Raw genomic sequence first — 24,977 nt, forward strand, 5'->3', positions numbered from 1 at the left:
CATCTGTCCTTATTTCACCACAGCGCCGTCGGATAGATCTGTCATCGGTGTGAGCAGCACGGGCCCCTCTTCCTCAGAAGAACCGGCAAGGAGCATGCCCTGCGACTCAATGCCGAACAGCTTCGCGGGTTTGAGATTGGCCACCATGATAATGTGCTTTCCGACCAGATCGGCCGGATTGTACTGTGTGGCAATCCCGGCGACGATCTGCCGTTTTTCGGAACCGATATCCACCTGCAGCTTGATGAGTTTCTTCGATTTCGGCACGCTCTCGGCTTCGATAATGGTACCGGTGCGCAAATCCACCTTCATGAAATCATCGATGGTGATCTGCGGCTTGAGTGGTGGATACTCCTTCTCCTGCCCCGCTTCCTGCAGATCGCCGAGCTTGGCCATCTCTGCTTCGATGGTGTCATCGTCGATTTTCTCGAACAACAATACTTTCTCGCCAAGCTGATGCCCCGCTTCAAGCAGTGCCTTTCCGGGTGCGGACCACCTCAGCAGCTTCTCATCACTGATATTGAGGTATTTACGAAGTTTTTCCGCCGTGAACGGCAGAATGGGCTCGATGAACACACTGAGAGCGTAGACCGCCTGCAGACTGCAATTGAGTGTCGTCGCGCACACCTCCCTGTCCGTCTTGATCGACTTCCACGGCTCACGATCATTGAAATACTTGTTGGCCGCCCTTGCGAGGTTCATTGTCGCCACGACCGCATCACGGAAACGAAAACGCTCATAGAAATCCGCAATCGTCGACGCGCTGCGTTCGAATTCCGCCAGGAATGTGCGATCAGCATCGTCAAGTGCGCTTGCCTCGGGAATTTTGCTCTCGAAATGCTTCTCAACGAAATGCGCCGTACGATTGACGAAATTCCCGAGAATATCTGCGAGTTCGTTGTTGTTGCGCGCCTGAAAATCCTTCCAGTAGAAGTCACTGTCCCTCGACTCCGGCATATTCATTGCCAGTGTATACCGCAAAGGATCGGCCGGATATGTATCGAGAAACTCGTTGAGTTCGATAGACCAGTTCTGGCTCTTTGAGAATTTCTTCCCTTCCAGGTTGAGGAATTCGTTGGCGGGGACATTGTCCGGGAGCACGAAATCACCACGGGCCATGAGCATCGCGGGAAACATCAGGCAATGAAACACGATATTATCCTTCCCGATGAAGGCGATATAGCGCGTATCGTCGCTTTTCCAGTACTTCTCCCACAGCGTTGGGTCGCCCTGTGCGCGCGCCCATTCCTTTGTCGAGGAAATGTACCCGAGAACGGCCTCGAACCAGACGTACAGAACCTTTCCCTCCTCCTCTTCCGGCACCTGCACGCCCCAGGTCAGATCCCTGGAAATGGGCCGGTCGCTGAGTCCCGCCTTCAGCCAGGATCGCACCTGCTGCAACACATTGTCTTTCCAGTCCCCTGCATGGGATTCCACATAGGCTTCCAGTTTCTCCTGGAACGCACCCAGCGGAAAATGCCAGTGCCGCGCCTCGCGCACAATGGGTTCGGCATCGCTGAGCAGGCTTTTCGGATTGATCAGTTCCGTCTGGTCATAGTACTTGCTGCAGTTTTCACATTGATCGCCGTAGGCGCGCTCGTACTGGCAATGGGGACAGGTGCCGATTACGAAGCGGTCGGGCAGAAACATTTTCACTTCGGGATCGAACAGCTGCTGTTCGGTGCTTTCCGTGAGGATGCCCTTCTTCTTGAAGTCGAGAAACCAGTCCTGCGCGGTTTCGTGATGCACAGGGAGCGAAGTACGGGAATAGTTGTCGAAACTCATACCGACACGTTCGAACGCTCGTTTGTTCAGTTCATGATAGCGATCGATGATGGCCTGGGGTTCGACGCCTTCTTTTTTCGACGAAATGAGAATGCTGACGCCATGCTCATCGGAACCGCAGATAAACAGCACATCCTTTTCACGCAGGCGCTGGTAACGCACATACATGTCCGCCGGCAGATATGCACCGGCAAGGTGACCGAAATGAATTGCGCCATTGGCGTAAGGAAGAGCAGATGTGACGAGAATGCGGTTGGGTTCCATGTGCGTGTGAAGCTGCAATTGATGATGTCTGACTGTGCTGCCTTACGGCAGCGGGAAAAGCATTATAGGAAATTCACTGTGTATGAACAATACGGACGCCATGGGATAGGGATTAAACCTGCCACCTTCCCTCGCTGTCCAATCCCTGTATGCGTAGCAGGACAGTTTCACACTGCATCCCTGATCCCTTACGCAGCAAGACATGAATCATGAAACCAGAAAGCCGCTACCGTTGAGTACCCACGCTGAAGCCATAGCGACTGATCGCGGTGGATTTCGTACATTTTCGAAAGCAATGCCGCAACGAAGCGAAGCAGATATCGTCGCATCATGCCGTGCGGGTGACCGCAGCGCTTTCAACCAGATCGTGCGAACCTACGAAGAACGCGTGTACTGGGTCATCCGGCGCATGATTCGTGATCACGATGAAGCACTCGATCTGACGCAGGATGTTTTCATCAAGGCGTATGAGAAGCTCGACGCCTTCCGAGGGGACGCGCAGATATACACCTGGCTGTATCGCATTGCGGTCAACCTCAGTCTCAATCACGTGCGAAAGAGCAAACTGCGTCATGTGCTTTCTCTCACCTCACATGAAGAGATGATAGAGGACGAATCCGCGACGACGGAGGACAATCTTGAACGCCAGGAAATGCGCAGGCTTATCGAGGCCGCCATTGCCACGCTTCCCGATAAACAGCGCGCAGTGTTCGTGCTCCGGTATTTTGAAGAATTACCATACGAAGAGATTTCAACGATTTTAAAAACCACGGCAGGAGGCCTGAAAGCGAATTACCATCACGCAGTCAGGAAAATTGAACGCTATGTCAAAGCACACATGTAATTCCATGCGCGAGAATATCCCGGATTATCTCGACGGGAAACTTTCGCCAGCGCAGTCAAGCGAACTGCAGAAGCACTGCGCTCAGTGTTCGGCATGCGCCGAAGAACTCGAGCGCCTGCGTCCCTTCATGCAGCATGCACTACAGGAATTGCGTGAGCAGCCGGAGAATGTCGACTGGGCGCGTTTCTCGGTCGAACTCAATGAGAAAATCGATCAGAAAGCGCAACGAAAACGCAGCCTGACACCGATACTCACGCTCGTCCCCGCCGCCGCTCTCGTCCTCCTCGTCCTGACGGTGTGGATGTTCAACCCGTCGTCGAAACAGGACGACAATACGGGCGAGTACGCACTGACACTTTCCCCGGGTGAGATCAGCGACATTGCCGATGACGGCGTGAGCGCCCTGATTCTGAACCAGCCCACCGTGATCGAAGGCATGGAGCCAGGTCTGACCGCAATCACTTCAACGGAAGAGCCCGTTTTCATTGAAAACGACGATGTCACATCCGAGTTGCAGGCTGCACTTGCGGAAAGTCTCGGGGTCGGTGATATCGTGGAAGCCTCCCTCGATTATTTCAGCACTGATGTCGTGTTGGAAGCGATCAGCGAGGATGACGCTGCACTGCTTGCATCCGCGCTGGAAATTCAGGATTTTGAGCTTCGTTAGAGGTCATCATGAAACACACTGGCATCACCATACTGCTCCTGCTCCTGCTCGGCACCCTTCCGGCGGCAGCGCAATTCGGTCCCCCGGACGATGATGAGGGTCCCCGTGGCCGTCTCGAAGAACTGAGGCGGTTGAAAATGATCGAAGCGCTCGATCTGAACGAAGAACAGGCTGTGCGTCTTACGGTCAGAGAGAAAAAATTTCGTGAACAGGAAGAAAAGGAACGCGGAAAGCGTGACGAAGTTCTTGAAGAACTGCGCTCTCTGGTGAAGGACAAAGCGTCTGACGCCGAAATCATGAAGACTGTGGAAAAGCTCGAAGAACTGGGCATGGGTTTCGTGAAACGGCGACAGGACTATCTGCGTTCACTCACTGATTTTCTCAGTGCCGAACAGATTGCCAGGCTCGTTCTCTTCGAACATCATTTCGCAAAGGAAATCAAGCGAATACTGGGAAAGGCGCGGCGGCCACACCCCCCGAAACGCTAGCCGAATTCGATTATATTTCTCACGACAGCCCCTTCGAGGGGCTGTTTTCGTATAGGAAAAAAAGCCCCAGAATCGTAAGTTTTGGCAATGAAACAGATCGCACAGCATATCAAATCAGGGGCCATGAAAGTGGCCGATGTGCCGCCTCCCTCGCCGGGTCGCGGCATGATACTCGTCAAGAATTATTTCTCTGTCATCAGCGCCGGCACGGAAAAAACTTCCGTCGATTCGCGTAAATCCTCGCTCGTGCAGCGCGCACGCAGCCAGCCCGATGAGGTACGGAAAGTCGTCGAGGAAGTTCGTCGAAACGGCCTGCAGCGCACGTACAAGCGCATTATGAGCAAGCTCGATTCCTTCGCAGGACTCGGCTACAGCAGTGCAGGCGTCGTGCTCGCGGTCGATGACAGCGTGCGAGACATCGAGGTCGGTGACCGTGTGGCCTGCGGCGGTGCCGATTATGCCCTGCATGCCGATGTTATCGCCGTCCCCCGTAACCTGGTCGCCAAAATACCGGACGGGGTGTCGATGGAGTCTGCCGCCTACACCACCGTGGCAGCCATCGCTCTGCAGGGGGTCAGGCAAACGGCGCCCAGTCTCGGTGAAACCGTGGTCGTGATCGGACTCGGCCTGCTCGGCCAGTTCACCGTCCAGTTTCTGAAAGCCAACGGATGCAGGGTTATCGGCGTTGATCTCGATCCCGGTGCTGTTGCGCTTGCCCGCAAATCCGGCGCGGATTATGCCCTCGAGCGCAAAAACGACCCGGTGGAATCCGTCGTGCAGTCCGTCAGTGGCGGCCATGGTGCCGATGCCGTGATCATCACGGCAGGAACCAGCAGTAACGACCCCATTGAACTTGCGGGTCGCATCACACGCGAACGCGGTCGCGTTGTCGTGGTCGGTGCCGCCGCGATGAACATTCCCCGCGGACCGTTTTACATGAAGGAAATCGACATCCGCATGTCGCGCAGCTACGGTCCGGGACGCTACGACAGCGACTACGAGGAGGAGGGGCTCGACTACCCCATCGGATTCGTACGCTGGACCGAGAATCGCAATATGATCGCCTATCTCACCCTGCTTGCACAGGGCCGCGTGAACACCGATATCCTCACGACGCATCGCTTTACGGCGGATGAGTCGCTGAAAGCCTATGAGATGATCGGCGGGGAAAAGACGGAACCCTATGTGGGCATCGTCATTTCCTATGACGATCTCGACGAGGAGGAACTCAAGCAGATTTCGCATGCAGAAAACAGGGTATCCACTCCTGTCATTTCTCCGGAACGCAGTTCACTCACGCTGGGCTTCATCGGTGCGGGCAGCTTCGCATCCGGTTTCCTCCTCCCCCATCTCAAGGAAATGGAGGATGTCACGCTCGATACGGTCTGCAACCGCAGCGGACTGACAGGGGCGGACATGCGCAACAAATTCGGCTTCAAGAAGTCGTCGACAAATGTTGACGACGTATTGCAGGATAAGACCATCGGCACGGTATTCGTTGCGACGCGTCACGGACAACATGCCCCTTACACCTTCGAAGCGCTCAGGCATGGGAAGCATGTCTTCGTCGAGAAGCCTCTCGCGATGAGTGAAGAGGAGCTCTCTCCCATTGCCTCTCTCCTGCTCGATAACCCCGAAATGCGCGGCAAACTGCAGCTGATGGTAGGGTTCAACCGCCGCTTCGCCCCTCTGGTCAAAGACATGCAGGCGTTTTTCGCGACGATGGAAGAACCTTCGATTGTGCACTATTACGTCAATGCCGGTTTCCTTCCGAAAGATCACTGGACTCAGCATCCGGAAGACGGCGGCGGCAGAATTGTCGGCGAGGTCTGCCATTTCATCGATACCATTCAATTCCTCACCGGAGCGCATCCGCAGCGCATCAGCGCAGAATGCATCTCTTCCGACAACGAGGCAGTCACCAATTACGACAATGTCAATATCACGATGCGCATGTCGGATGGTTCGGTAGGCATCATCACATATGCCTCCAACGGCGACAGCTCGATTCCCAAGGAACGCATCACCATGTCCGCGGGAAACAGCACCGCGGTGATGGACAACTTTCAGTCCCTCACCCTCGCGCGTGGTGGAAAGCTGAACCGGAAAAAAGGCAGCGGCGATAAAGGGCATCGCAACGAGGTCATCGCCTTCATGCAGGCGATTCGGAAGAAAAGCGACCCCGTCATTCCACTGGAAAGCCTTCTGATTACGACGCGTGCAACATTCCGCGTCCTTGAGGCGCTCAACAGCAAGCGCACGATCGAACTCGGGTCGCTCGGGGAGAACGCCGGCGATCTATGAGTCTTTTCCAAGCCATTGTTCTGGGAATCGTTCAGGGACTGACCGAGTTCCTCCCTATCAGCAGCACGGCGCATTTGCGCATCGTCCCTGCCCTGCTGGGCTGGAATGATCCGGGTGCAGCCTTTACCGCCGTGACTCAGATCGGAACATTGATCGCGGTGTTCATTTATTTCTGGCACGATATCACGAAACTCGCCGGCGCGTTCATGCGCTCACTGCTCCACCTGCGTCCCTTTGAAACCTCCGATTCCAAAATGGCGTGGTGGATCATGTTCGGCACCATTCCGATCGGCGTCTTCGGCCTGCTGTTCAAGGATTTCATTGAAACGGATTTCCGCTCCCTCCATGTCATCGCCGGCAGCCTCATCGCGCTTGCCGTCATCCTTGCCATCGCCGAACGGAGCGGAAAGCGCAATCGCGATCTTTCTTCGATGAAATGGTGGGATACGCAGATCATCGGGCTGTCGCAGGCGCTTGCGCTCATTCCAGGATCCTCTCGATCCGGGACCACGATCACGGCCGGACTCTTCCTGCACCTCAAGCGTGAGGATGCAGCACGATTTTCCTTTCTGCTCAGTATTCCCGCCATCACCCTGAGCGGACTGTTCGAACTGTATCAACTGCGCGACCAGCTTGCCGGCGACCTCGGGGTGGCGCTGTTCGTGGCGGTTGTGGTCTCGGGCATCGTAGGCTATCTTGCCATTGAATTCCTACTGCGATATCTGCGATCACACAGCACAATGCTGTTCATCGTCTATCGCATCGCACTCGGCATACTGATATTTATTCTGCTTGCAACAAACATGCTGTAACCATACAGGAGAAACCACATGAATCGCACTCGTTTTCTCATCTTCACCCTGCTCCTGAGCGTTGCCGCCGTGTTCACGGCCCGCGCACAGGCGAGCGACAACACTAACGCAAAGGAGGATGCTTCCGTGGATAAGGAAATCGCCGTCATCGAAACCAACTATGGTCCCATTGAAATAGAATTTTTCCGTGAAGCAGCACCGAAAACCGTGGAAAACTTTGTCGAACTGGCAAAGCGCGGATACTATAACGGCGTGCTCTTCCATCGCGTCGTCAAGGGTTTTGTCATCCAGGGCGGCGATCCCACCGGAACCGGCAGTGGCGGCGAAAGCATCTACGGCAAGACGTTCGAAGACGAAATCGACAAGAGCTCCCCACTTTATGAAGCAGGCTACAAGCGCGGAATCGTCGCCATGGCGAATCGCGGTCCCAACACGAACAGCAGCCAGTTCTTCATCATGCATCAGGACTACAATCTTCCGCCCAGCTATACGATCTTTGGCCGCGTGATCAAGGGAATGGACACGGTCGATAAGATTGCGGAAGTGCCTGTACTCGGTGGCGCCAACCGTCCCAAAGAAGACGTCATCATGGAAAAAGTCACGATCAAGTAAGCGGAATACACCTTACGTAAACGCCGCAATGTTTTGACTGACAACGAATTAGTAAAGCAAATCGAAAGCAGATCCTTCCTCCCCGTATATCTCCTCTACGGGGAGGAGGATTACCTCGTCGAGCAACGCGCGAAAGAAATTGCGCAGGCCGCTCTCGGGGATGGGGATGCCTCGTTCAATTACGACGTCTTCCGTGGTACGGATCATCAGGCGGAAGACGTTACCGTCGCCGCCAATGCCTTTCCGTTCATGTCGGACAAACGTGTTGTACTGGTGCGCGAAGCGGATGCATTCCTGAAAAAACCCGTTCTGGCTTCCTACGCCGAGCATCCATCCCCGGACACGGTACTCATACTCTGTGCAGGGGGACTCAAACCCTCTCGTCGCAAAAAGGCGCCGGCAAAGAAATCCGCGGCAGCCGACGTCCTTTTCACCCTGCAGCAGCTTTCGCGGGGGAAATCGCCCCTTGCCGCCGTCGTGGAATACAAGGCGCTGAAAGACCGTGAAGCGCAGCATTGGATCAGCCAGGAAATGCAGCGCCAGGGCAAACGCATCAGTCCTGAAGCCTGCACCATCATGCATGCGCTCCGTGGAAACAACAGTCGTGAACTGGCATCTGAAATCGAAAAGATCGTCACCGCGCTTCCGGAAAAGGATCACATTGAACCGGACGATGTGTATACACATCTCGGCGCCTCGCGTCAGTACAATATCTTCGCCCTGACCAACGCCATCATGGCACGTGATGCGCGACAGGCGCAGGAAATCGTCTCACATCTTCTTGGAAGCGAGGAACCGCTGATGATCGTCACCATGATCGCGCGGCAGATGACCTCCCTCTGGCGTGTGCGAGCACTGGGGATCACGGGACGTGCGACCGACGAAGACGCACGGTCTGCAGGGCTCATCTGGGCCTGGCAGGTAGATAATCTGCGCAAATACGCAAAAAACTTTCCCGATTCGACGTATTTTGAGCGCTGTTTTGAATATATTCTTGAAGCAGACCTCGCAATGAAATCCGCTCCGACAGACCCTTCAGTCGCTGTCATTCGCCTTGTCAGCGAATTGACGCAGGATTGACACCAAAGGAAAAACAATTTTTATGGCGGGAATGCAGGAACATTCTCTTGAAACGCGGGTAGAAGAACGTATTGAGGCTGGTAAACTGGACCGTGCCACCCTCGAGACGCTCTCTGATGAAGAGCTGATGCTTTTGTTTCAGCGCGATGTTCATGCCGCATTCGATATCCTGGTGGAGCGTTTTCAGGATCCCCTGATGAATTTCATCTTTCGTTTCACCGGCAGCATGGACGATGCCGCAGATGTGCTGCAGGACACGTTTGTACGCGTGTACAAGAAAAAGCACCTGTACAAAACAATCGCGAAGGTATCGACCTGGATTTACACCATCGCCGGTAACCTCGCAAAAAGTGAACTACGACGCGGACATCGAAAGTATACGACAAGGCTGGTACAGAAGCGCGATGAAAATGAGGAGTACACACTCCCGATTTCCGACGGCGACCCGCTCCCCGATCGCAGTGCTGACAGCAGCATCGTCTTCGAGCGCATACAGGAAGCCCTCACAAAACTACCCGAGGTATTTCGCGAAGCCGTCATTCTCCGCGATATCCAGGAACTCAGCTACGAGGAAATCGCAGAAATCATCGACATGCCGATCGGAACCGTGAAATCACGCATCAGCCGCGGCAGACTGCAGCTGCAGGAATTACTGAAAGACATTTATGACTAATTGCGCCAGCGACTCCCATGTCTGAAACTCAAGATCCCCGGAACCTGCACGAAGATGTGCCCGAGGAGCAGCAGCGACTGCTGAAGGATCTTCGTGCCATGCCACGAGTGAGTGCGCCGATGGATTTTTCCGCGCATCTCGCCCGTCGTATCGAAGATGAAACCCGAGTCGAGGCACTTCCCTGGTGGCGTCGTCTTTTTTTATCCCGTGCTGACGGTGGATTCCGCATTCCTGCTTACGCCTATGGCGCTGCAGCAGCATCCGTGGTGCTCATCGTTTCCGTCTACGTGTTTCAGACGACGGATGTTCAGCAGGAACTTCGTGAGGAAGGTCTTAAACAGCAGCAGGTACTTCCGCATGAACAGCGCCTCGACGATGCTGAAGAGACAGCACCTTCCACCAGACAGACAGACCAAGGCAGTGCAACGGCTGCTGGACGCTCGGAGACCGGCGCCGCCGTGGATGCACCTGCCGACGCAGTGAGGCGAGAAAAGGCAAGACAGGAAGCAGAGCAGGACGTCCTGCCCGCTTCTCCCGCACCCGCGCAGGTAGAGCGGAAGGATGTTGATTCAAAAATCCGCCTTCAGAAAGAAAACGTGCCTGCACCTTCGTTGCGGCGTGCAGGGTATCCTCCCGCCGAGAAATCCGAAGAAGTGCGCAGCGACAATGATTACGCCCCGATGACGAGAGGAATTCTCGACATGCAGCAGTCGCTGCAGCCTCTGGCGGTTGACAGTGCTGCGGTGAAGGATTCCCTGCGCAAGCTCGATTCCCTGCGCAAGTTGCGCCCGTCGCAGAATCTCGGGAGTCCCAAACGCTCCGAACAACAGCCGAAGCCCTCCCCACAGAACGATCCTCGCTGATCTTCATGGTCACTCCCCCGGAAATACCTCTCGCCGAGCGCATGCGTCCCCGCGAGCTGTCAGGCTATGTGGGTCAGCGCCACCTCGTCGGCAAGGGGAAACCGATCTTCCAGATGATCTCCCGTGGAACACTGTTCAGCATGATTTTCTGGGGTCCCCCAGGTTCAGGAAAAACCACGCTCGCCCGTCTTCTCTCGCATAACATCCGTGCACATTTCGATCAGCTCTCCGCCGTATCTTCGGGAGTAAAGGATGTTCGCAAGGTCATCGAACAGGCCCGCAGCCGGCGCTACGAGCTGGAAATGCTGCAGACCGTCCTTTTCATTGATGAGATTCATCGCTTTAACAAAGCCCAGCAAGATGCGCTCCTGCAGGCAGTTGAGCAGGGAGACATCACGCTGATCGGAGCAACGACGGAGAATCCTTCCTTTGAGGTCATTCCTCCCCTTCGTTCGCGGGCGAGGACGTATGTCCTCAATCCCCTGACGATTGAGGAACTCTCCCTGCTGCTCGACAGGGCCCTGGAAGAAGATGATTATCTGAAGAAACTCGAAGTCGCGTTTGATGACAGGGATATGCTCATCGCCTACAGCGGCGGTGATGCCCGGAGCATGCTGAACGGACTCGAGATGTGCTGCCTGCTGGCTGAGGAGGACGGAAAGGTCACCATAACACAGGAAATTCTCGAGGAGGCCTTCCAGCGCGCATTTGCCAAGTACGATAAAGGCGGCGAAGAGCACTACAACATCATTTCCGCTTTTATCAAGTCCGTCAGAGGCAGCGATCCGGATGCAGCGGTGTACTGGATGGCACGAATGCTCGAGGGTGGAGAAGACCCGTTGTTCATCGCGCGCCGCCTTATCATTCTCGCCTCCGAGGATATCGGCAACGCAGATCCCAACGCGCTGCTGCTGGCGACTGCATGTCATCAATCCGTCCACGCAATCGGCATGCCTGAAGCGCGTATCGTGCTCGCACAGACCGCTACATACCTCGCCAGCACGCAGAAAAGTAACGCGGCGTACCTGGCAATAGACGGCGCACTGAGCGATGTACGCAACTTCCCTCCCTACCCCGTGCCCCTGCATCTGCGCAATGCACCGACCAAGCTGATGAAGTCCGAAGGCTACGGCAAGGGTTACCGCTATGCGCATGACTTCCCCGGCCATTTCGTCGAACAGAATTATCTTCCCGAAGAACTCCAGCAGAAGCAGTATTACAAGCCGACGGATGAGGGACGCGAACAGCGCATCCGTGAACGACTGCGCCAGCTCTGGAAAAAACGGAACTACTGACCTTCCAGCCATCCGTTTTCAGCAAAACTGACGTATTTATTTCCGCAGATGATGATGTGGTCATGCACCGGGATATCCATCAGTTGTCCGGCCTCGACAAGCTGCCGCGTAACGAGATGATCCTCCCTGCTGGCTTCCCGCACACCGCTGGGATGATTGTGCAGGAGAATAACCGATGACGCCAGTTCGGTGACAGCGGCATGGAATACTTCACGGGGATGTACCAGGCTGGCGTTGACCGTTCCTTCCGATATCACGCATTCCTTGATGATATGTCCCGCATTGTCGAGCAAAAGCGCCATGAAGCGTTCCCGCTGCAGATCCCTCAATCGCGGGATATACAGCGACGCGATGTCTTCAGGACTCCCGATGACACCGTCGGGCTGATCCGGGACGGCAGCGTGGCGTCTGCCGAGTTCAAACGCGGCATGCAGTGTTACTGCTCGAGCATGACCGATGCCCGGTACTCCACAGAGTTCACGCACGGTGCGTCGTGCGAGCTGCCGCAGATTCTCATACCGATGCAGAAGATCGCGTGCGATGTCAAGGGCGGAACGTCCCCCGCTGCCGGAATTGAGAATGATGGCCAGCACTTCGGAGTCGCTGAGGACCTCAGCGCCCCGCGCCAGCATTTTTTCCCGTGGACGTTCGGTTTCAGGCCATTGTTTCATGGAAACGGTCGTTTGACCGTCGCCATGTTCGGCTGCATTCTTCATCACATCTCTCCCTTTGACGTGAATGTGAAACGAGATTGTTACTTCGCGAAAAAGCTTTCGAGCTGTCGTATGCGTCCGTTGGAACAGCACAGGATATTTATGGCCGTATTGATCCGGCTCTGCAGAAAATTCACCGGCGCACGCACGCCATGATGAATATTATGCAGTTTCTGCATAATCTGCGTCCGGTCCGTCGCACCGTCCTTCAAAAGGTTGAGCACGAGATGCATCGCATCGTAGCCGAAGAGAAATTCCGGACTCATCATCTGGTGACGTCTTCGCAGCGTTCTCCGCAGATTTCTCATCTCCACGGTGTTGCTGTCCGGCGCGACATCGGCCTCGAAATACACGGTGAGCCCGGCTGCTTCTCGCTGCAGCAGGTCTGGATGGTTCCAGTTTCCCGCGCCGATGATGGTCTGTACACAACCGCTGTGCCGCACTCCCTTCAGCACTCTGACAATATCATCCCTGCTGCGCACAGGTGCAAAGAGGATACGTTTTTTTGCCCCGGTCGGGCGTTCCAGTCGTTTGCAGGTCTGTTCGAGATCATTATCCGCCCGACTGTAATACACAGGGTCAGCGATGTGCAGTCCCAGTTTTATTCCCCGTTCGTAAAAGGCCTCCGCCATCTCCCGCGGCCATGAATCATCCGGTGCAAGGACGACAGCTTCGGCGGCATCAAGCTCGAGACAGGCGAAGTCGGCGAGCAATCGCGCCCGCTCCTCCATCGGTGTATTGAGCTGAAAAATGTTTCTCCCCATGCGTGTGAGTCCGTCCGATGTCGCTGTAGGCAGCAAAACGGGCACATCCCGCTCGGCTGCCACCTCGCAGACGCGTTTTGCATCGCTGCTGAAGGCGCCGGCGAGCAGCGCTACAACCTGCGGATTCTGGAACAATGCATCAAGGCTGGTCGCAAGCGTATCGCTGGCATCGGAATGCAGCACGCGAATGCGCACTGATGGCTGCTTCCCCTCAGCGTAAAGATCGCAGGCCGTACGCATACCACGGAGGAGATGCTCCACCATTGCGCGTTTGCGCTCATCCTTCTCGCGTCCCGGAACTGCAACGGCCACGATGACTTCCTCCACCGCTTTTTTGGCTGCGCGCTTTTCCTTTCCCTGAGGCTGCCCATCTGGTGTCGGGTCGACAGCTCCCCCGCGTTGCCGTCCGGCCTGCACCTGCGTCAGCTCGGGTCGTAATCCAAGTACTGCGGCCAGTTCCTCACCTGAGGGAATACTTTTGAGGAGGGTTTCCGTTTTGCGCGTGTCATACGGAGAGAGTACGGGCTTCTGCATCTCAGCCAGTTTCCGGCGCAGCAGCAACGTATCGGAAAAGCCGGTGATCCATGCACGCAGATAGCATTCTACTGCGCGCGCACTGCCCCCTGCCAACCGCGTGGCATCCCCGGAAATCAGCCAGCTCTCAGGGACATATGCACTTTCTGCATATCTGTCTCTGAACTCCTCGAGCAGACGCAAACCGGGTTTTGGATTCCCGGCGAACAGATACGCACGCGCTGCCATGATGTAGGATGCGGTGGTACGCTGATGCAGTGTCTGCTGCCTGGCGAGTTTCCGGAACGATTCGGCTGCCGCTGGATACTGCTCCGCGGTGAATTCCTCGAGTGCCTGCCTGAAGCGTGCCTCCTCTTCCTCCCCGTATGGAATGGGCACCTGTGCGCGCGCAGGCATTGCAAGGAAAACAAGGACAAGGAGGAAAAGACTACGGGGAAACAGGTTTATCCTGCGGTGTAAAATATCGAAGCTGTTCCAGTGCATCTTCATTATCTGCATCGATGTCGAGGACGTTGCGGAAATATTCTTCCGCGCGTTTTCGGTTGGATTTCAGCAGGGCGAGCTTGCCGAGTGAAAGCAGGGCGGGTACGGATTCCTGATCCTGGAGCAGCGCTTCCTTGAGCACGAGCTCGGCATTGTCGAAATCACGAAGTTTCATGTATGCACCGGCCATGGCGACGCGTGCATCATTGTGTTCCCGATCGGTGAGCAGCAGTGTGCGGAACGCGAGAACTGCTTCCTCCCACTGCTCTGCGGCCATGCGTGCGCGTCCGAGCACGAACTGCACCTGCACATCGCGTGGTGCGCGGGCAGCAGTATTTGCGAGCACGGTAACGGCGTCATGGGGTTTTCCGGAACGCAGCAGTGTTTCCCCGAGTGCCAGGGCTGTCCCGGTATTGTCAGGTTGAAACTCCAGGCTCAGCCGCAGGTGCCGTTCGGCGTGTGCCAGTTCGCCCTGCCGCCAGTATATGAGTCCGAGCGAATAATGCACCTTCGGCAATTTCTGTCCCGCAAGCTGCTGCATGTAAAACAGCGCACGATCGAGGTCATCACTCTGATAGCAGGCGATGCCGAGGGAGTAAAGGATATCGGGATTGTGTGCGTCGTGTCGCAGTGCCTGCAGCAGGATCACTTCCGCAGCCTGGAGATTCCCCATTTCGAGATACACGTTCCCGAGCCTGATGCGAAGATCGAGACGTTCGGGAAAGGTATCGATCAGGCGCTGATACACCTGCACGGCATGCAGCCACATGGCGTGATCCTCATAGTACCGGGCTTCGTCAAGAAGCTGACTGACACGGTGTTCGTTCACGCTTATTCCCACTCGATGGTTGCTGGCGGCTTGGAGCTGATATCGTAAACAACACGGTTGACACCGCGTACTTCGTTGATGACGCGGTTGGAAATCCGCTCGAGCACATTGTAGGGAACACGTGCCCAGTCGGCGGTCATGCCGTCGAGACTGGTGACCGCGCGCAGCGCGATCGTGAATTCATAGGTGCGCGCATCGCCCATGACACCAACGGATTTGACAGGCAGCAGCACGGAAAACGCCTGCCAGATATTATCATATTCCCCTGCCTTTCGGATTTCCTCGAGATAGATTTCATCCACCTCGCGAAGCAGGTCGAGCTGCTCGCGATCAATCGCGCCAAGGACGCGGATTGCGAGTCCGGGACCGGGGAACGGGTGCCGTTCGAGAATATGTGCAGGAATGCCGAGTTCTCTGCCGACACTGCGCACTTCATCCTTGAACAGTTCGCGGAAAGGCTCGATGAGCTTGAAGTTCATACGCTCGGGGAGTCCGCCGACATTGTGATGCGACTTGATCGTGGCTGAGGGACCCTTGAAATTCACGGATTCGATAACATCCGGGTACAGTGTACCCTGCGCGAGGAAGGCTGCATCGCGGAACTCGGCGGCTTCTTTCTCGAACACTTCTATGAAGGTGTTGCCGATGATCTTGCGCTTCTGTTCGGGATCGGTAACACCGGCGAGTTTATCGAGGAAGAGATCGGTGGCATCCACGAATTTCAACGGAATGTGGAATTCGTCGCGGAAGGTTTCAACGACCTGGGCGCTTTCGTTCTTCCGCATCACCCCGTTGTCGATGTGGATGCACTGCAGCTGATCGCCGATCGCTTCATGCAGCAGGACGGCGGCAACCGCGGAATCGACACCACCACTCAGCGCACAGATGACGCGCTGATCACCGACGGTGGATCGGATGTCTTCGATCGACTGTTCGATGAAGGACCGTGGGTTCCAGCCACCCTTCGCACCGGCGATCCCATAGACGAAGTTTTTCAGGATTGTTTTTCCTTCCGCCGAATGCACCACCTCGGGGTGAAACTGCACACCGTATTGTTTTTTTGCGGCGTTGCGGATCGCACAGATCGGTGCGTTCTCCGTATGCGCGATCACTTCGAAATCCGATGGAATCTTCGAGAGCGAATCGCCATGACTCATCCAGACCACACTGTCGGTTGCAACGCCCGAGAACAGGTCGTCCTGGTTGTCGAGCTTGAGTTCCGCCTTTCCGTATTCACGCCGCGCCGCGGGATCAACGGCACCATCATGATGCACCGCAATCAGCTGCAGTCCGTAGCAGATGCCAAGAACGGGAATATCGAGTTCGAAGATATCTTCGGAGACGCGCGGCGCGCCCTCCTCGTACACGCTGTTGGGTCCGCCACTGAGAATGATCCCGACGGGACGGTTTGCCTTGATGGCGTCCATCGCGAGATGAAAGGGGTGAATCTCACAGTACACACCGAGTTCCCGGATGCGGCGCGCGATGAGCTGGGTATACTGAGACCCGAAATCCAGAATACAGATCCATTCAGGGTGATGCATGACATTTCCGCGGGAGGTGAAAAAAACGCTGACCGGACGGAAGCTTCCTCCATCCGGTCAGCACAATTGTGAGGGTGTGACTACTGTCCGATCAGTGCCTTGTACTTCTCAACGTCAAGCAGTCCATCGAGATCACCTTCATTGTCGATGCTCATCTTCACCATCCAGCCGTTGCCGTAGGGATCCGAGTTGACGATTTCCGGGCTTCCCTCGAGCTCACTGTTGATTTCGGTAATCGTACCTGCGATGGGAGCGATCAGGTCGGATACAGTCTTCACTGCCTCGATGCTGCCGAAGCTTTCGCCTGCTGTCACAGCGCGTGCTTCGGGAATATCGACGAATACCACGTCTCCGAGCTCACCCTGTGCATACTCGGTGATTCCGATGGTGGCAACGCCGTCTTCGACCTTTACCCACTCATGAGAATCGGTGTACTTGAGATTTTCGGGGAAATTCATAGATCACTCCTTGAAAAAAACCGGTGATATTGCTTGTCTGAATTATTCGAACGATTCGAGGAAATGCGTATCGAAATCGCCTTCCCTGAATTTGCTGTTCAGCATGACTTTTTTGTGAAACGGAATGGTGGAGCTCACGCCTTCGATGATGAACTCCTCGAGCGCCTGCCGCATGCGGTCAATAGCCTCTTCCCGGTTGCTGCCGTAAACGATGAGCTTTGCGATCATCGAGTCGTAATACGGTGGGATGCGATACCCTTGGTACGCGTGGGATTCAACGCGCACACCGAGTCCGCTCGGCGAATGCCAGGTCACGATGCGGCCCGGAGAGGGACGAAAATCGTGATCCGGGTCCTCGGCATTGATACGGCATTCAATCGAGTGTCCCTTCGGTGGCGCGTAGCCTTCCTCCGGCAGCGCTTCCCCGGCGGCGATCCGTATCTGTTCACGAATAAGATCGACGCCCGTCACCTCTTCGGTTACGGGGTGTTCGACCTGAATACGTGTATTCATTTCCATGAAATAGAAACTGCCGCTGGCATCGAGCAGAAACTCGATGGTGCCGGCGCCTTCGTAGTTGATACTCTTTGCGGCGGCAACGGCGGCGTCTCCCATGCGCTGACGCAGCTCGGGCGTTACCGCGGGAGACGGTGATTCCTCGATCAGTTTCTGATGCCTGCGTTGAATCGAACAGTCACGTTCCCCGAGATGCACGACATTGCCGTGCTGATCACCGAGGATCTGCACCTCGACGTGACGGGGACGCTCGATGTATTTTTCGATGTACAGGTCGCCGTTGTTGAAGGAAGATTCCGCTTCCGCCTTAGCCATACGGAACTGACGGTCGAACTCCTCCTTATCACGCACGATGCGCATGCCTTTGCCTCCGCCTCCGGCCGATGCCTTGATGATGACCGGCATGTCCATTCCCTCGAGCACGGCATGCGCCGCGTCAAGGTCTTTCACCACACCGTCACTGCCGGGCACCGTCGGAACGTTGGCCTCCTGCACCGTGGCCTTGGCGAGGGATTTGTTTCCCATGCGGTTGATCATGTCTGGCGAAGGACCGATGAATTTGATCCCCGACTCCTGGCATATTTCTGAAAACTCGGCGTTTTCAGCGAGGAAACCGTACCCGGGATGAATGGCGTCGGCACCGGTAATTTCCGCAGCAGCGAGGATGCGGGGAATGTTGAGATAACTTTCGCGTCCCGCCGGGGGACCGATACAGACGGCTTCGTCCGCAAAACGCACGTGCAGGGAATCCTCGTCCGCCGTGGAATACACCGCGACGGTGGGCACACCCATGACTTTGCAGGTGCGGATAATACGGAGAGCTATTTCGCCTCTGTTGGCGATCAGAATTTTCGAAAACACGTGGGAACCTCGATTTCGGTTAGCGTCCCTCGAGGGAAGCGGTGTTAAGAAGGATCAATGACGAAAAGCGGCTGGTCGTATTCCACCGGCTGTCCGTTCTCGACGAGAATCTTCTTGAGGGTGCCAGAGACATCGGCTTCGATCTCGTTCATGATTTTCATCGCTTCGATGATGCAGATCGACTGTCCCTTGGTCACGCTCTGGCCGACTTCCACGAAGGGTGCGTCTTCCGGTGACGGTGCGCGGTAGAACGTACCAACGATGGGACTCCGCACCTCGTGTCCGCTTTCCGCTGCAGCCGGAGCAGCCTCCGCAGCCGCTTCCGTCGCCGGTGCAGGTGCTGCCGCGGGGACAGGTGCGGCCACAGGTGCTGCCGGGGCGGCGGCAATCTGTGCGACAGGCATTTCGCTGTAATGCGTACGCGTGACGCGCAGACGCATGCCTTCCTCTTCGACTTCAAGCTCGGCTATCTGGCTGTCTGTCACGATTTTTACGAGTTTCCGAATTAACTGTACGTCCATTTCGGCTCCGTGTATAATAGAATCATTAGCGTATTACTTGACGCGCTCGAGATACTCACCGGATCGTGTATCGATCTTGAGCACTTCACCTTCTTCAATGAAGAGTGGGACGTTCACCGTCGCACCGGTTTCCACAATGGCTTTCTTGCTGCCACCCTGTGCGGTGTCGCCACGCACGCCGGGTTCGGTCTCCGTCACCTCGAGCTCCACTGTGATCGGGAGTTCTCCGGAAATGGCGGTTTCACCATCCATCAGAATCTCGCACACTTCTCCTTCCTTGAGGAAACGCACGGAATCTCCGAAGTTTTCTGCAGAAACATGAATCTGGTCATAGGTTTCCTGATCCATGAAGCAGAGGTATTCGCCCTCGGGGTAGAGGTATTGAAACTTCCGGCGTTCGACGCGCACGACGTCCACGTTCTCACTGGGACGAAAACGCTGTTCGAAGCTTGCGCCCGTGCGCATGTTTCTGAGTTTGGTCTGTACCATGGCGCCGCCCTTTCCAGGCTTGTGATGGCGCCATTCAACGATTTGATGCAATTCGCCGTTGAAGCGGATGATCAATCCGTTCCGAAAATCCGTCGTTGAACCCATAAATTCCGTTTACTTATACTGATGTGGATGAGTGGAAATCAAAGTAAAATCAAAGTTAGGGCGGGTGTGAAATAAAGTCAAGGTCATGCGCAGGAGAGAAGAACTGAAAACGCATGTAAATGCTCTGTTTAGTATATCCCCTGCCGGACTGTCAGGTTTGCGTTTCCCGGCCCGCTCGAGGGATGTATTTCTCTGCTCAGGCCTTTTCACTATCTTTCAGGGATATGAAAAATCAGAACACAACAAACAGCTCAGCTCCGGAAAATCGCGATGCGCTGCATGGTGGGGTTGCCGTGGGAACGCGCATTCTCCTTCTTGTTCTGCTCCTTCTTCCCTTCGCTGGCTGCGGCAAGGGCGACAAGGCGATTCCAAAGGAGGAAACCGGAGAGCCCAATGCCATTTCTCCGGAATTGCAGCTGTATAAGGACGCCCGCAGCACGTTTCGCGACTGGGTGACGCTGTTCCAGCGTCCCAGGGAAACTGCTGGTCCTTTTAGGGACCTGTCCGCCGTGAGCCGCCGCCGTCTCGCGGCACGGGGCGTGAAGAATGCGAAGGAGTTCGCGGACTGGATGCAGCGCGAGGAGGATCGCGGCAGGGCTCCGTTCATATACGAATTTTCGCGTTTTGACATTCTTGACATCGATGTGCGCGACAGCAGCAAGGCGGTGATCACGGCGAGTTTTCTCGTACACCGGCACCAGAACACGTTTGAAAGCGTGAGTTCGTTTTTCCTCGTCCGCGAGAATGGCACATGGCGCGTACCGTTCGCGGAGTCCGGCAATTTCGAAACGTCATGGTGGCAAAAGGAAAAAAACTTCCTCTCACGGCTGCGGGAGGAAGGCATGGCCCATTATGTGGAAGATGATATAGGACTGAGTTTCGCCTACCCGATGACCTGGGATATCAACGACCACGTCTCCGTCGGTTTCCCCGGTGAAGGAACACATGAGGGATACGAGCTGCAGTACATCGACCCCACAACTCTTACTCCTGCCGCCATCGTGCGCATAGCGGTGCTCACACCTGATGGGACCATGATTACGGACACGCTTTCAGGCTCCGCTGAAGCTGATTCCAGCCGGGGTCTGATCATGGAGTCACGCCGGGTCGTGCAACCGGAACAAGCCTCCCCCATGGCAGGTACACTGCAGGTGCTGCGCTCGGCAGAAGATGGCCGGCGCGTGCTTTTCTACACGCTCTTCGCCGGCGAAGGCGAGAGCAGCCGTTTCGATCAGACCTTCAAGAGCATACGACAGTCCATCATTCTCCACAAGGAACAGATTCCCTGATGCGCATATTCCTCGTCTTCTCTCTCCTTTTCCTTGGCTTCATTACCGCCTGTGGTTCGGATACCCGCGATCACGAATCCGCCACCGATGGCGGCAATGCATCAGCTGCAGCGACGGACTCCACTCCCGCCGCTGAGCCGGCATCTGCCACACCTTCGAATCCCATGCAGCGCGCGGAACTGGGATATCATCCCGATCCCGCTCTCAAGAAGCAACTGCAGGCGGAACTGCTCGATATTGCAACCACGAGGAAGCAGAATGAAAGCGATGAGCAGATTCCTGCGATGATCAATGAGCTCACGAGTCTCTTCCGCTCCCTCTCCGTCACGGCCCGGGCGCTCGATCGTCACGGCGATTTCCAGAAGGAAATCAATACGGAAATCTCGCGGTTTCGACAGGCGGAAGTCGAGAAAACGGATGATGCGGCAAAAATCATGAACGCCATGAGCGGTGTGTACCAGATGTACGCCCTGCTTGCGAAGATGAAATTCCTCGGGCAGCCGGAGAAGCAGGAAGAAATTCAGAAGATCAACGATATCACCGTGCAGAATCTGCGTCCCGGCTCACAGGCGGTGGAAGCGGCTGCATCGATTGCGGATGCCTGCTACAACCTGACTTCGATGATCATGCAGGATATTGATTCTGAAAACCGTTTCGCGAAGGCATTCGAACAGATCGAACGGCAGTATCAGCAGGGAATACGCGTTGCGAAAAAGGAAGAAGACCATTACATCAACGGGATGTTCCGCACCTTCGAGGTCTCGCAGCTCTGGGCCCTGAGCCTGAATCCTGAGCGGGAGAAGGACGTGGCGAAAATGAACAAGGGTGTTTCCGACGAAAGTGCGGAAGCGGAAACCGTTGGCACACAGATGAATGTCGCCACACGGTATCTCTTTTTCATTTCGTATATCATTGCGGAAGATACTGTCGAACTCACGCTCTGAGCCCTGCTGACATGAGCACGTGCAGCGTACACACCATACAATTCGCCGAGCAGCCGGAACTGTGGCAGCAGTTGCATACGGATGCCGGGAACCGGACCGTATTTTCCTCGCTCCCCTGGCTGCGGATTCTCGCCGAGCTGTTCGAGAGGGAAGCGTCCGCCGTGCTCCTGCTCAGAGGAGATCGTCCCGTCGCCGGGATTCCTCTCATGATGAAACGCCGGGGTTTTCTTCGCGCCACACCGCCGCTTCCGATTACGATGTATACAGGTCTGCTGCTTGTGGAAGACAGCAGGTTGTGGATGGAAGATATTCCCCTGCTGCTTCGTGCTGTTGAACGCCGCTGTCATTTTGCTTCACTTTCGACCGTATTACCCGAGCAGCTCCGGCAGCAATTCGTGTCGAGGCAATGGGATGTGAGGCGCATGCAGAACAGGACCCTGCAGCTGCATGACAGCGATACGCTGTGGCAGGGATACAGCCAGTCTCTCCGCAGGAAAATCCGACGCACCTCGGAAACGGGACTGCGCATCGACAGTGAAGCAAATCCGCAGACGCTGGCCGAGTGTTACAACGAAAGCTACAATCGCCACGGCATACTCCCCCCCATTCCCCCTGTACGCATTCAGGAATGGCTCACGAAGCTGCGGCGGCAGGGACTCGTGGATATGTATGCGGCGACCCGGACGGATGGACGATGCGTCGCCACACGCGCAATGATACGGGATGGCGACACGCTGTATGACTGGCTTGCCGGTTCCAATCCCCCGCTCGCACCCTCCGGTTCGCACTGGCTGCTGCATCAGCTGCTTGAAAAATACCACGCCGAGGGATGCACGCGTTTTGATTTCATGGGCGCAAATACTCCGGGCGTCTCCGACTTCAAGCGAAGCTTCGGCGGCACAGTGCAGAATTATGAAGAACTCGAATGGTATCGTCCGGCACTGCTCAAACAGGTGAATGCACTGCGCGGTCGCCTTCGAATGCGGCAGAGGGGACTGACATGAAAATGACCTTCATCAGTGCCGCAGCTGTTGCTGTTGTCCTCCTTGCCGGATCGCTTTTCGCCCAGGAGCTTCCCGCCGACACCGTGTCCCACGGAGCCGACACATCGCAAACGGTTGCACCTCTGCCCCTCTCACACGCAGATAGTCTGTCAACCGACAGCCTGAGCACAGACAGCCTGAACGAAGGCTTGCACACGGCTGCCGCTTTCGACAGCACTGTGGTCAGCGCAAAGCCAGGAAGGATTCTTCCCACCCTGCATGATTTCGGATCCTGGCGATGGAGCAGGGATTCACTCACCCTGCTTCCCTACCAGCGTGCTGCGGATGTTTTTGCTCTGCATCCCTTTTCGCATCTGGCCGATCTCGGCAATTTTGGTCAGCCCCACGGCATTTCCTTCGCTTCCGGATTGCCTTCCGCCTCTTCGGTGTCGCTGAACGGTGCGCCTTTTGATGATATTCTCACCGGTATGACATCAACGGACATGCTGCCGCTGCAGGATCTGGCATCACTGACTGTCTATCCGCAGTACCAGGCGTTCTGGTACGGCGCACCGGGCGATGTCTTTGCCGCGGATCTCAAGCAGCGCAAGTGGGATGCGCCGCGTCCCATTACCCGCCTTCGCCATACGGAGGCTGCAAACGAGTACCTCTTCACCGATGCCATGTTCACACTCAATACGGGAGAGAAGAGCAATATCTATCTCGCCGGCACACGTGTGACCATCGGTGGGGCCTCCGGAACACGGGCAGCACGCTTTGTCAACACTGTCGCCGAGTCCTGGAATCTCCGGGGCAGGTACCGGGAACAGATCAGTGATATTTTTACCATGTCGCTTGCGGTCCGCTACAACGATGATCTGACATACCAGAATGGTGGGATTGCTGCAATCTACGACGCCACGCTCGGCAGCTACACCTATCCGGTCAAAGGCAGCACCGCGTTTTCTGATGATGCCTTCGATCCCCTCACCGCCGAAGTCGCGAATACGACAATCGAAGCACATCGTCAGCGGTACACCGCGACCGGCGCACTGGAGATGCTGTGGACAGAGGATTCCTCACAGGTGACCACCGTGCAGGTACAGGCGATATCCGACGTGCGGCATTTCGTAGACACGCTGGTTACACAGTTCTCGTACCCGGCGCTCGAGCCGCTGGGACACCTGACGGATCACTGGACGATGTACAGGGCGCAACTGGACCACGAAACCACGCTGCCCTGGGCGCGTCTGCGATTGCGGGGGCACCTCGCACGATTTGCCATCGACAAAGGCGGCGAGGCGCTGACGGAAACCGGACTTGAAAGCGGCGTCCGTGGACGCCTGGATCTGCTGCTCGGTCCGGTCGCACTGTCAGGATTCGGTGCACTCGACTATCGCTATGATCAGACGGCCATCAGTCTCGGTGCAGGCGGTGAGCTGCCTCTCGGACCGATCGCCCTCTGGGGCGGTGTCTCATTCTCGCCCCGCATTCGCTCCTTCCTGGCGACAGCTTATCAGCCGGCGTTGCTGACGACCGTTGGCGACAGAACGCCCGATCTCGACAAGGTCAGCATCGCGGAAGGCGGTCTCCGACTCTCCACAGACGTGCTTCATGCCGATCTGCGGGGATTCGTCCGACATGAAGACCGATATCTTCTGCTGCAGTCCGCTGCCTACAAGGATTCGCTTACCGGACGTTTTCCGCTGACGATTACCGAAATTGAAGGCGGTGCCACGCAGACGATAACTGGCGCATCCCTCAGCGCGGAACTCGCACTCTGGCGTTTCCGCATTGATCAGCAGGTGACCTGGCAGCGCACTGACGGTGCGATATCCGCTCTCGACCAGGCGCTTGCTCCCGAATTGCGCTATAACGGCTCGCTGTATTACCGGGGGTCGCTGATCGAAGGGACGCTCGACCTGAAGGTCGGCGGCCAGTTTACCTACAGTGACAGCTATCTGCCTCTGGTCTGGAATCCTGAAGCAGGTATATTCACTCTGCCGATCGACTTCAGCGACGGCGCTTCGAGTTATACCGACATGCAGCGCGTGGATCTTTTTCTTTTCGCAACCATCAAACAACGGGCGACGCTGTCAGTGGTGTTTTACAACGTGCTGAACAGCAATTACATTACCACTGCATTTTATCCGATGTACGACCGCGCCCTGCGCATCGGAGTAGATTGGATTTTCTTTGACTGAACGCGGGAGTGCTTACGTTCCCTGCCAGCACCATACAACGTTTTCCTCGTTCC

The 24,977-nt window shown here is 56.0% G+C and carries 23 protein-coding genes; 14 read left to right on the plus strand and 9 right to left on the minus strand.

What is annotated here, in order from left to right; translation table 11 throughout:
• Window positions 1–9: 9 nt before the first annotated feature.
• Window positions 10–2,049, minus strand: a complete 2,040-nt coding sequence (gene metG, locus KQI65_06280; GenBank protein MCB2204340.1) for a methionine--tRNA ligase — start codon at window positions 2,047–2,049, stop codon at window positions 10–12.
• A 295-nt stretch (window positions 2,050–2,344) separates the two neighbouring features.
• On the opposite strand from metG, the gene KQI65_06285 reads away from it, so the two are divergent.
• The 10 genes from KQI65_06285 to KQI65_06330 all read left to right on the plus strand — a co-directional run bounded on the left by KQI65_06285 (window position 2,345) and on the right by KQI65_06330 (window position 11,687).
• Window positions 2,345–2,893, plus strand: coding sequence for a sigma-70 family RNA polymerase sigma factor (locus KQI65_06285; protein MCB2204341.1), 549 nt, complete (start codon window positions 2,345–2,347; stop codon window positions 2,891–2,893).
• A gap of 4 nt (window positions 2,894–2,897) precedes the next feature.
• Window positions 2,898–3,560, plus strand: a complete 663-nt coding sequence (locus KQI65_06290; protein MCB2204342.1) for a zf-HC2 domain-containing protein — start codon at window positions 2,898–2,900, stop codon at window positions 3,558–3,560.
• 8 nt (window positions 3,561–3,568) lie between these two features.
• On the plus strand, window positions 3,569–4,048 hold the full coding sequence (locus tag KQI65_06295; protein ID MCB2204343.1) for a hypothetical protein: 480 nt from the start codon (window positions 3,569–3,571) through the stop codon (window positions 4,046–4,048).
• Between the two features lie 87 nt (window positions 4,049–4,135).
• Window positions 4,136–6,352, plus strand: a complete 2,217-nt coding sequence (locus KQI65_06300) for a bi-domain-containing oxidoreductase (protein MCB2204344.1) — start codon at window positions 4,136–4,138, stop codon at window positions 6,350–6,352.
• Complete coding sequence (locus KQI65_06305; protein ID MCB2204345.1) at window positions 6,349–7,164, plus strand: undecaprenyl-diphosphate phosphatase; 816 nt, start codon at window positions 6,349–6,351, stop codon at window positions 7,162–7,164. Before KQI65_06300 ends, KQI65_06305 begins: the two co-directional genes overlap by 4 nt.
• Before the next feature lie 18 nt (window positions 7,165–7,182).
• The gene (locus KQI65_06310) at window positions 7,183–7,776 is read left to right on the plus strand and encodes a peptidylprolyl isomerase (protein MCB2204346.1); all 594 of its coding nucleotides are present in this window, start codon (window positions 7,183–7,185) and stop codon (window positions 7,774–7,776) included.
• 33 nt (window positions 7,777–7,809) lie between these two features.
• A complete protein-coding gene (holA, locus tag KQI65_06315; protein ID MCB2204347.1) occupies window positions 7,810–8,856 on the plus strand; it encodes a DNA polymerase III subunit delta in 1,047 nt (348 codons plus the stop codon).
• A 31-nt stretch (window positions 8,857–8,887) separates the two neighbouring features.
• On the plus strand, window positions 8,888–9,529 hold the full coding sequence (locus KQI65_06320; protein MCB2204348.1) for a sigma-70 family RNA polymerase sigma factor: 642 nt from the start codon (window positions 8,888–8,890) through the stop codon (window positions 9,527–9,529).
• A gap of 17 nt (window positions 9,530–9,546) precedes the next feature.
• Window positions 9,547–10,392: a hypothetical protein gene (locus tag KQI65_06325; GenBank protein MCB2204349.1), complete on the plus strand. Its 846-nt coding sequence runs from the start codon at window positions 9,547–9,549 to the stop codon at window positions 10,390–10,392.
• A 5-nt stretch (window positions 10,393–10,397) separates the two neighbouring features.
• Window positions 10,398–11,687: a replication-associated recombination protein A gene (locus KQI65_06330; GenBank protein MCB2204350.1), complete on the plus strand. Its 1,290-nt coding sequence runs from the start codon at window positions 10,398–10,400 to the stop codon at window positions 11,685–11,687.
• Here the strand turns inward: KQI65_06330 and radC are convergent.
• From radC to efp, 8 genes are all read right to left on the minus strand, one after another.
• Window positions 11,681–12,403: a DNA repair protein RadC gene (gene radC / locus KQI65_06335; protein MCB2204351.1), complete on the minus strand. Its 723-nt coding sequence runs from the start codon at window positions 12,401–12,403 to the stop codon at window positions 11,681–11,683. The genes KQI65_06330 and radC overlap by 7 nt on opposite strands.
• A 38-nt stretch (window positions 12,404–12,441) precedes the next feature.
• Window positions 12,442–14,094: an ABC transporter substrate-binding protein gene (locus KQI65_06340; GenBank protein MCB2204352.1), complete on the minus strand. Its 1,653-nt coding sequence runs from the start codon at window positions 14,092–14,094 to the stop codon at window positions 12,442–12,444.
• 31 nt (window positions 14,095–14,125) lie between these two features.
• Window positions 14,126–15,010, minus strand: coding sequence for a tetratricopeptide repeat protein (locus KQI65_06345; GenBank protein MCB2204353.1), 885 nt, complete (start codon window positions 15,008–15,010; stop codon window positions 14,126–14,128).
• A gap of 2 nt (window positions 15,011–15,012) precedes the next feature.
• Window positions 15,013–16,554, minus strand: a complete 1,542-nt coding sequence (gene guaA, locus KQI65_06350) for a glutamine-hydrolyzing GMP synthase (GenBank protein ID MCB2204354.1) — start codon at window positions 16,552–16,554, stop codon at window positions 15,013–15,015.
• A gap of 80 nt (window positions 16,555–16,634) precedes the next feature.
• Window positions 16,635–17,012, minus strand: coding sequence for a glycine cleavage system protein GcvH (gene gcvH / locus KQI65_06355; protein ID MCB2204355.1), 378 nt, complete (start codon window positions 17,010–17,012; stop codon window positions 16,635–16,637).
• Window positions 17,013–17,054: 42 nt separating this feature from the next.
• Window positions 17,055–18,389 carry an acetyl-CoA carboxylase biotin carboxylase subunit gene (gene accC, locus KQI65_06360; protein ID MCB2204356.1) on the minus strand — a complete coding sequence of 445 codons (1,335 nt, stop codon included), beginning with the start codon at window positions 18,387–18,389 and terminating at the stop codon, window positions 17,055–17,057.
• A gap of 44 nt (window positions 18,390–18,433) precedes the next feature.
• Window positions 18,434–18,910, minus strand: coding sequence for an acetyl-CoA carboxylase biotin carboxyl carrier protein (locus KQI65_06365; protein ID MCB2204357.1), 477 nt, complete (start codon window positions 18,908–18,910; stop codon window positions 18,434–18,436).
• 33 nt (window positions 18,911–18,943) lie between these two features.
• Window positions 18,944–19,504, minus strand: a complete 561-nt coding sequence (gene efp / locus KQI65_06370; GenBank protein MCB2204358.1) for an elongation factor P — start codon at window positions 19,502–19,504, stop codon at window positions 18,944–18,946.
• A 224-nt stretch (window positions 19,505–19,728) separates the two neighbouring features.
• On the opposite strand from efp, the gene KQI65_06375 reads away from it, so the two are divergent.
• Genes KQI65_06375 through KQI65_06390 form a run of 4 tightly spaced genes read left to right on the plus strand, consistent with a single transcriptional unit; the run spans window position 19,729 to window position 24,924 of the window.
• Complete coding sequence (locus KQI65_06375; protein MCB2204359.1) at window positions 19,729–20,793, plus strand: hypothetical protein; 1,065 nt, start codon at window positions 19,729–19,731, stop codon at window positions 20,791–20,793.
• Window positions 20,793–21,737 (plus strand): hypothetical protein, encoded by a 945-nt coding sequence (locus KQI65_06380; GenBank protein ID MCB2204360.1) that lies wholly within the window; start codon window positions 20,793–20,795, stop codon window positions 21,735–21,737. Before KQI65_06375 ends, KQI65_06380 begins: the two co-directional genes overlap by 1 nt.
• Window positions 21,738–21,748: 11 nt before the next feature.
• On the plus strand, window positions 21,749–22,741 hold the full coding sequence (locus KQI65_06385) for a GNAT family N-acetyltransferase (GenBank protein MCB2204361.1): 993 nt from the start codon (window positions 21,749–21,751) through the stop codon (window positions 22,739–22,741).
• Window positions 22,738–24,924, plus strand: coding sequence for a hypothetical protein (locus tag KQI65_06390; protein MCB2204362.1), 2,187 nt, complete (start codon window positions 22,738–22,740; stop codon window positions 24,922–24,924). The genes KQI65_06385 and KQI65_06390 overlap by 4 nt, the downstream gene beginning before the upstream one ends.
• Window positions 24,925–24,977: the final 53 nt, after the last annotated feature.

It is taken from the genome of bacterium (assembly GCA_020444325.1).
GTDB lineage: Bacteria > Bacteroidota > Ignavibacteria > SZUA-365 > SZUA-365 > BM516.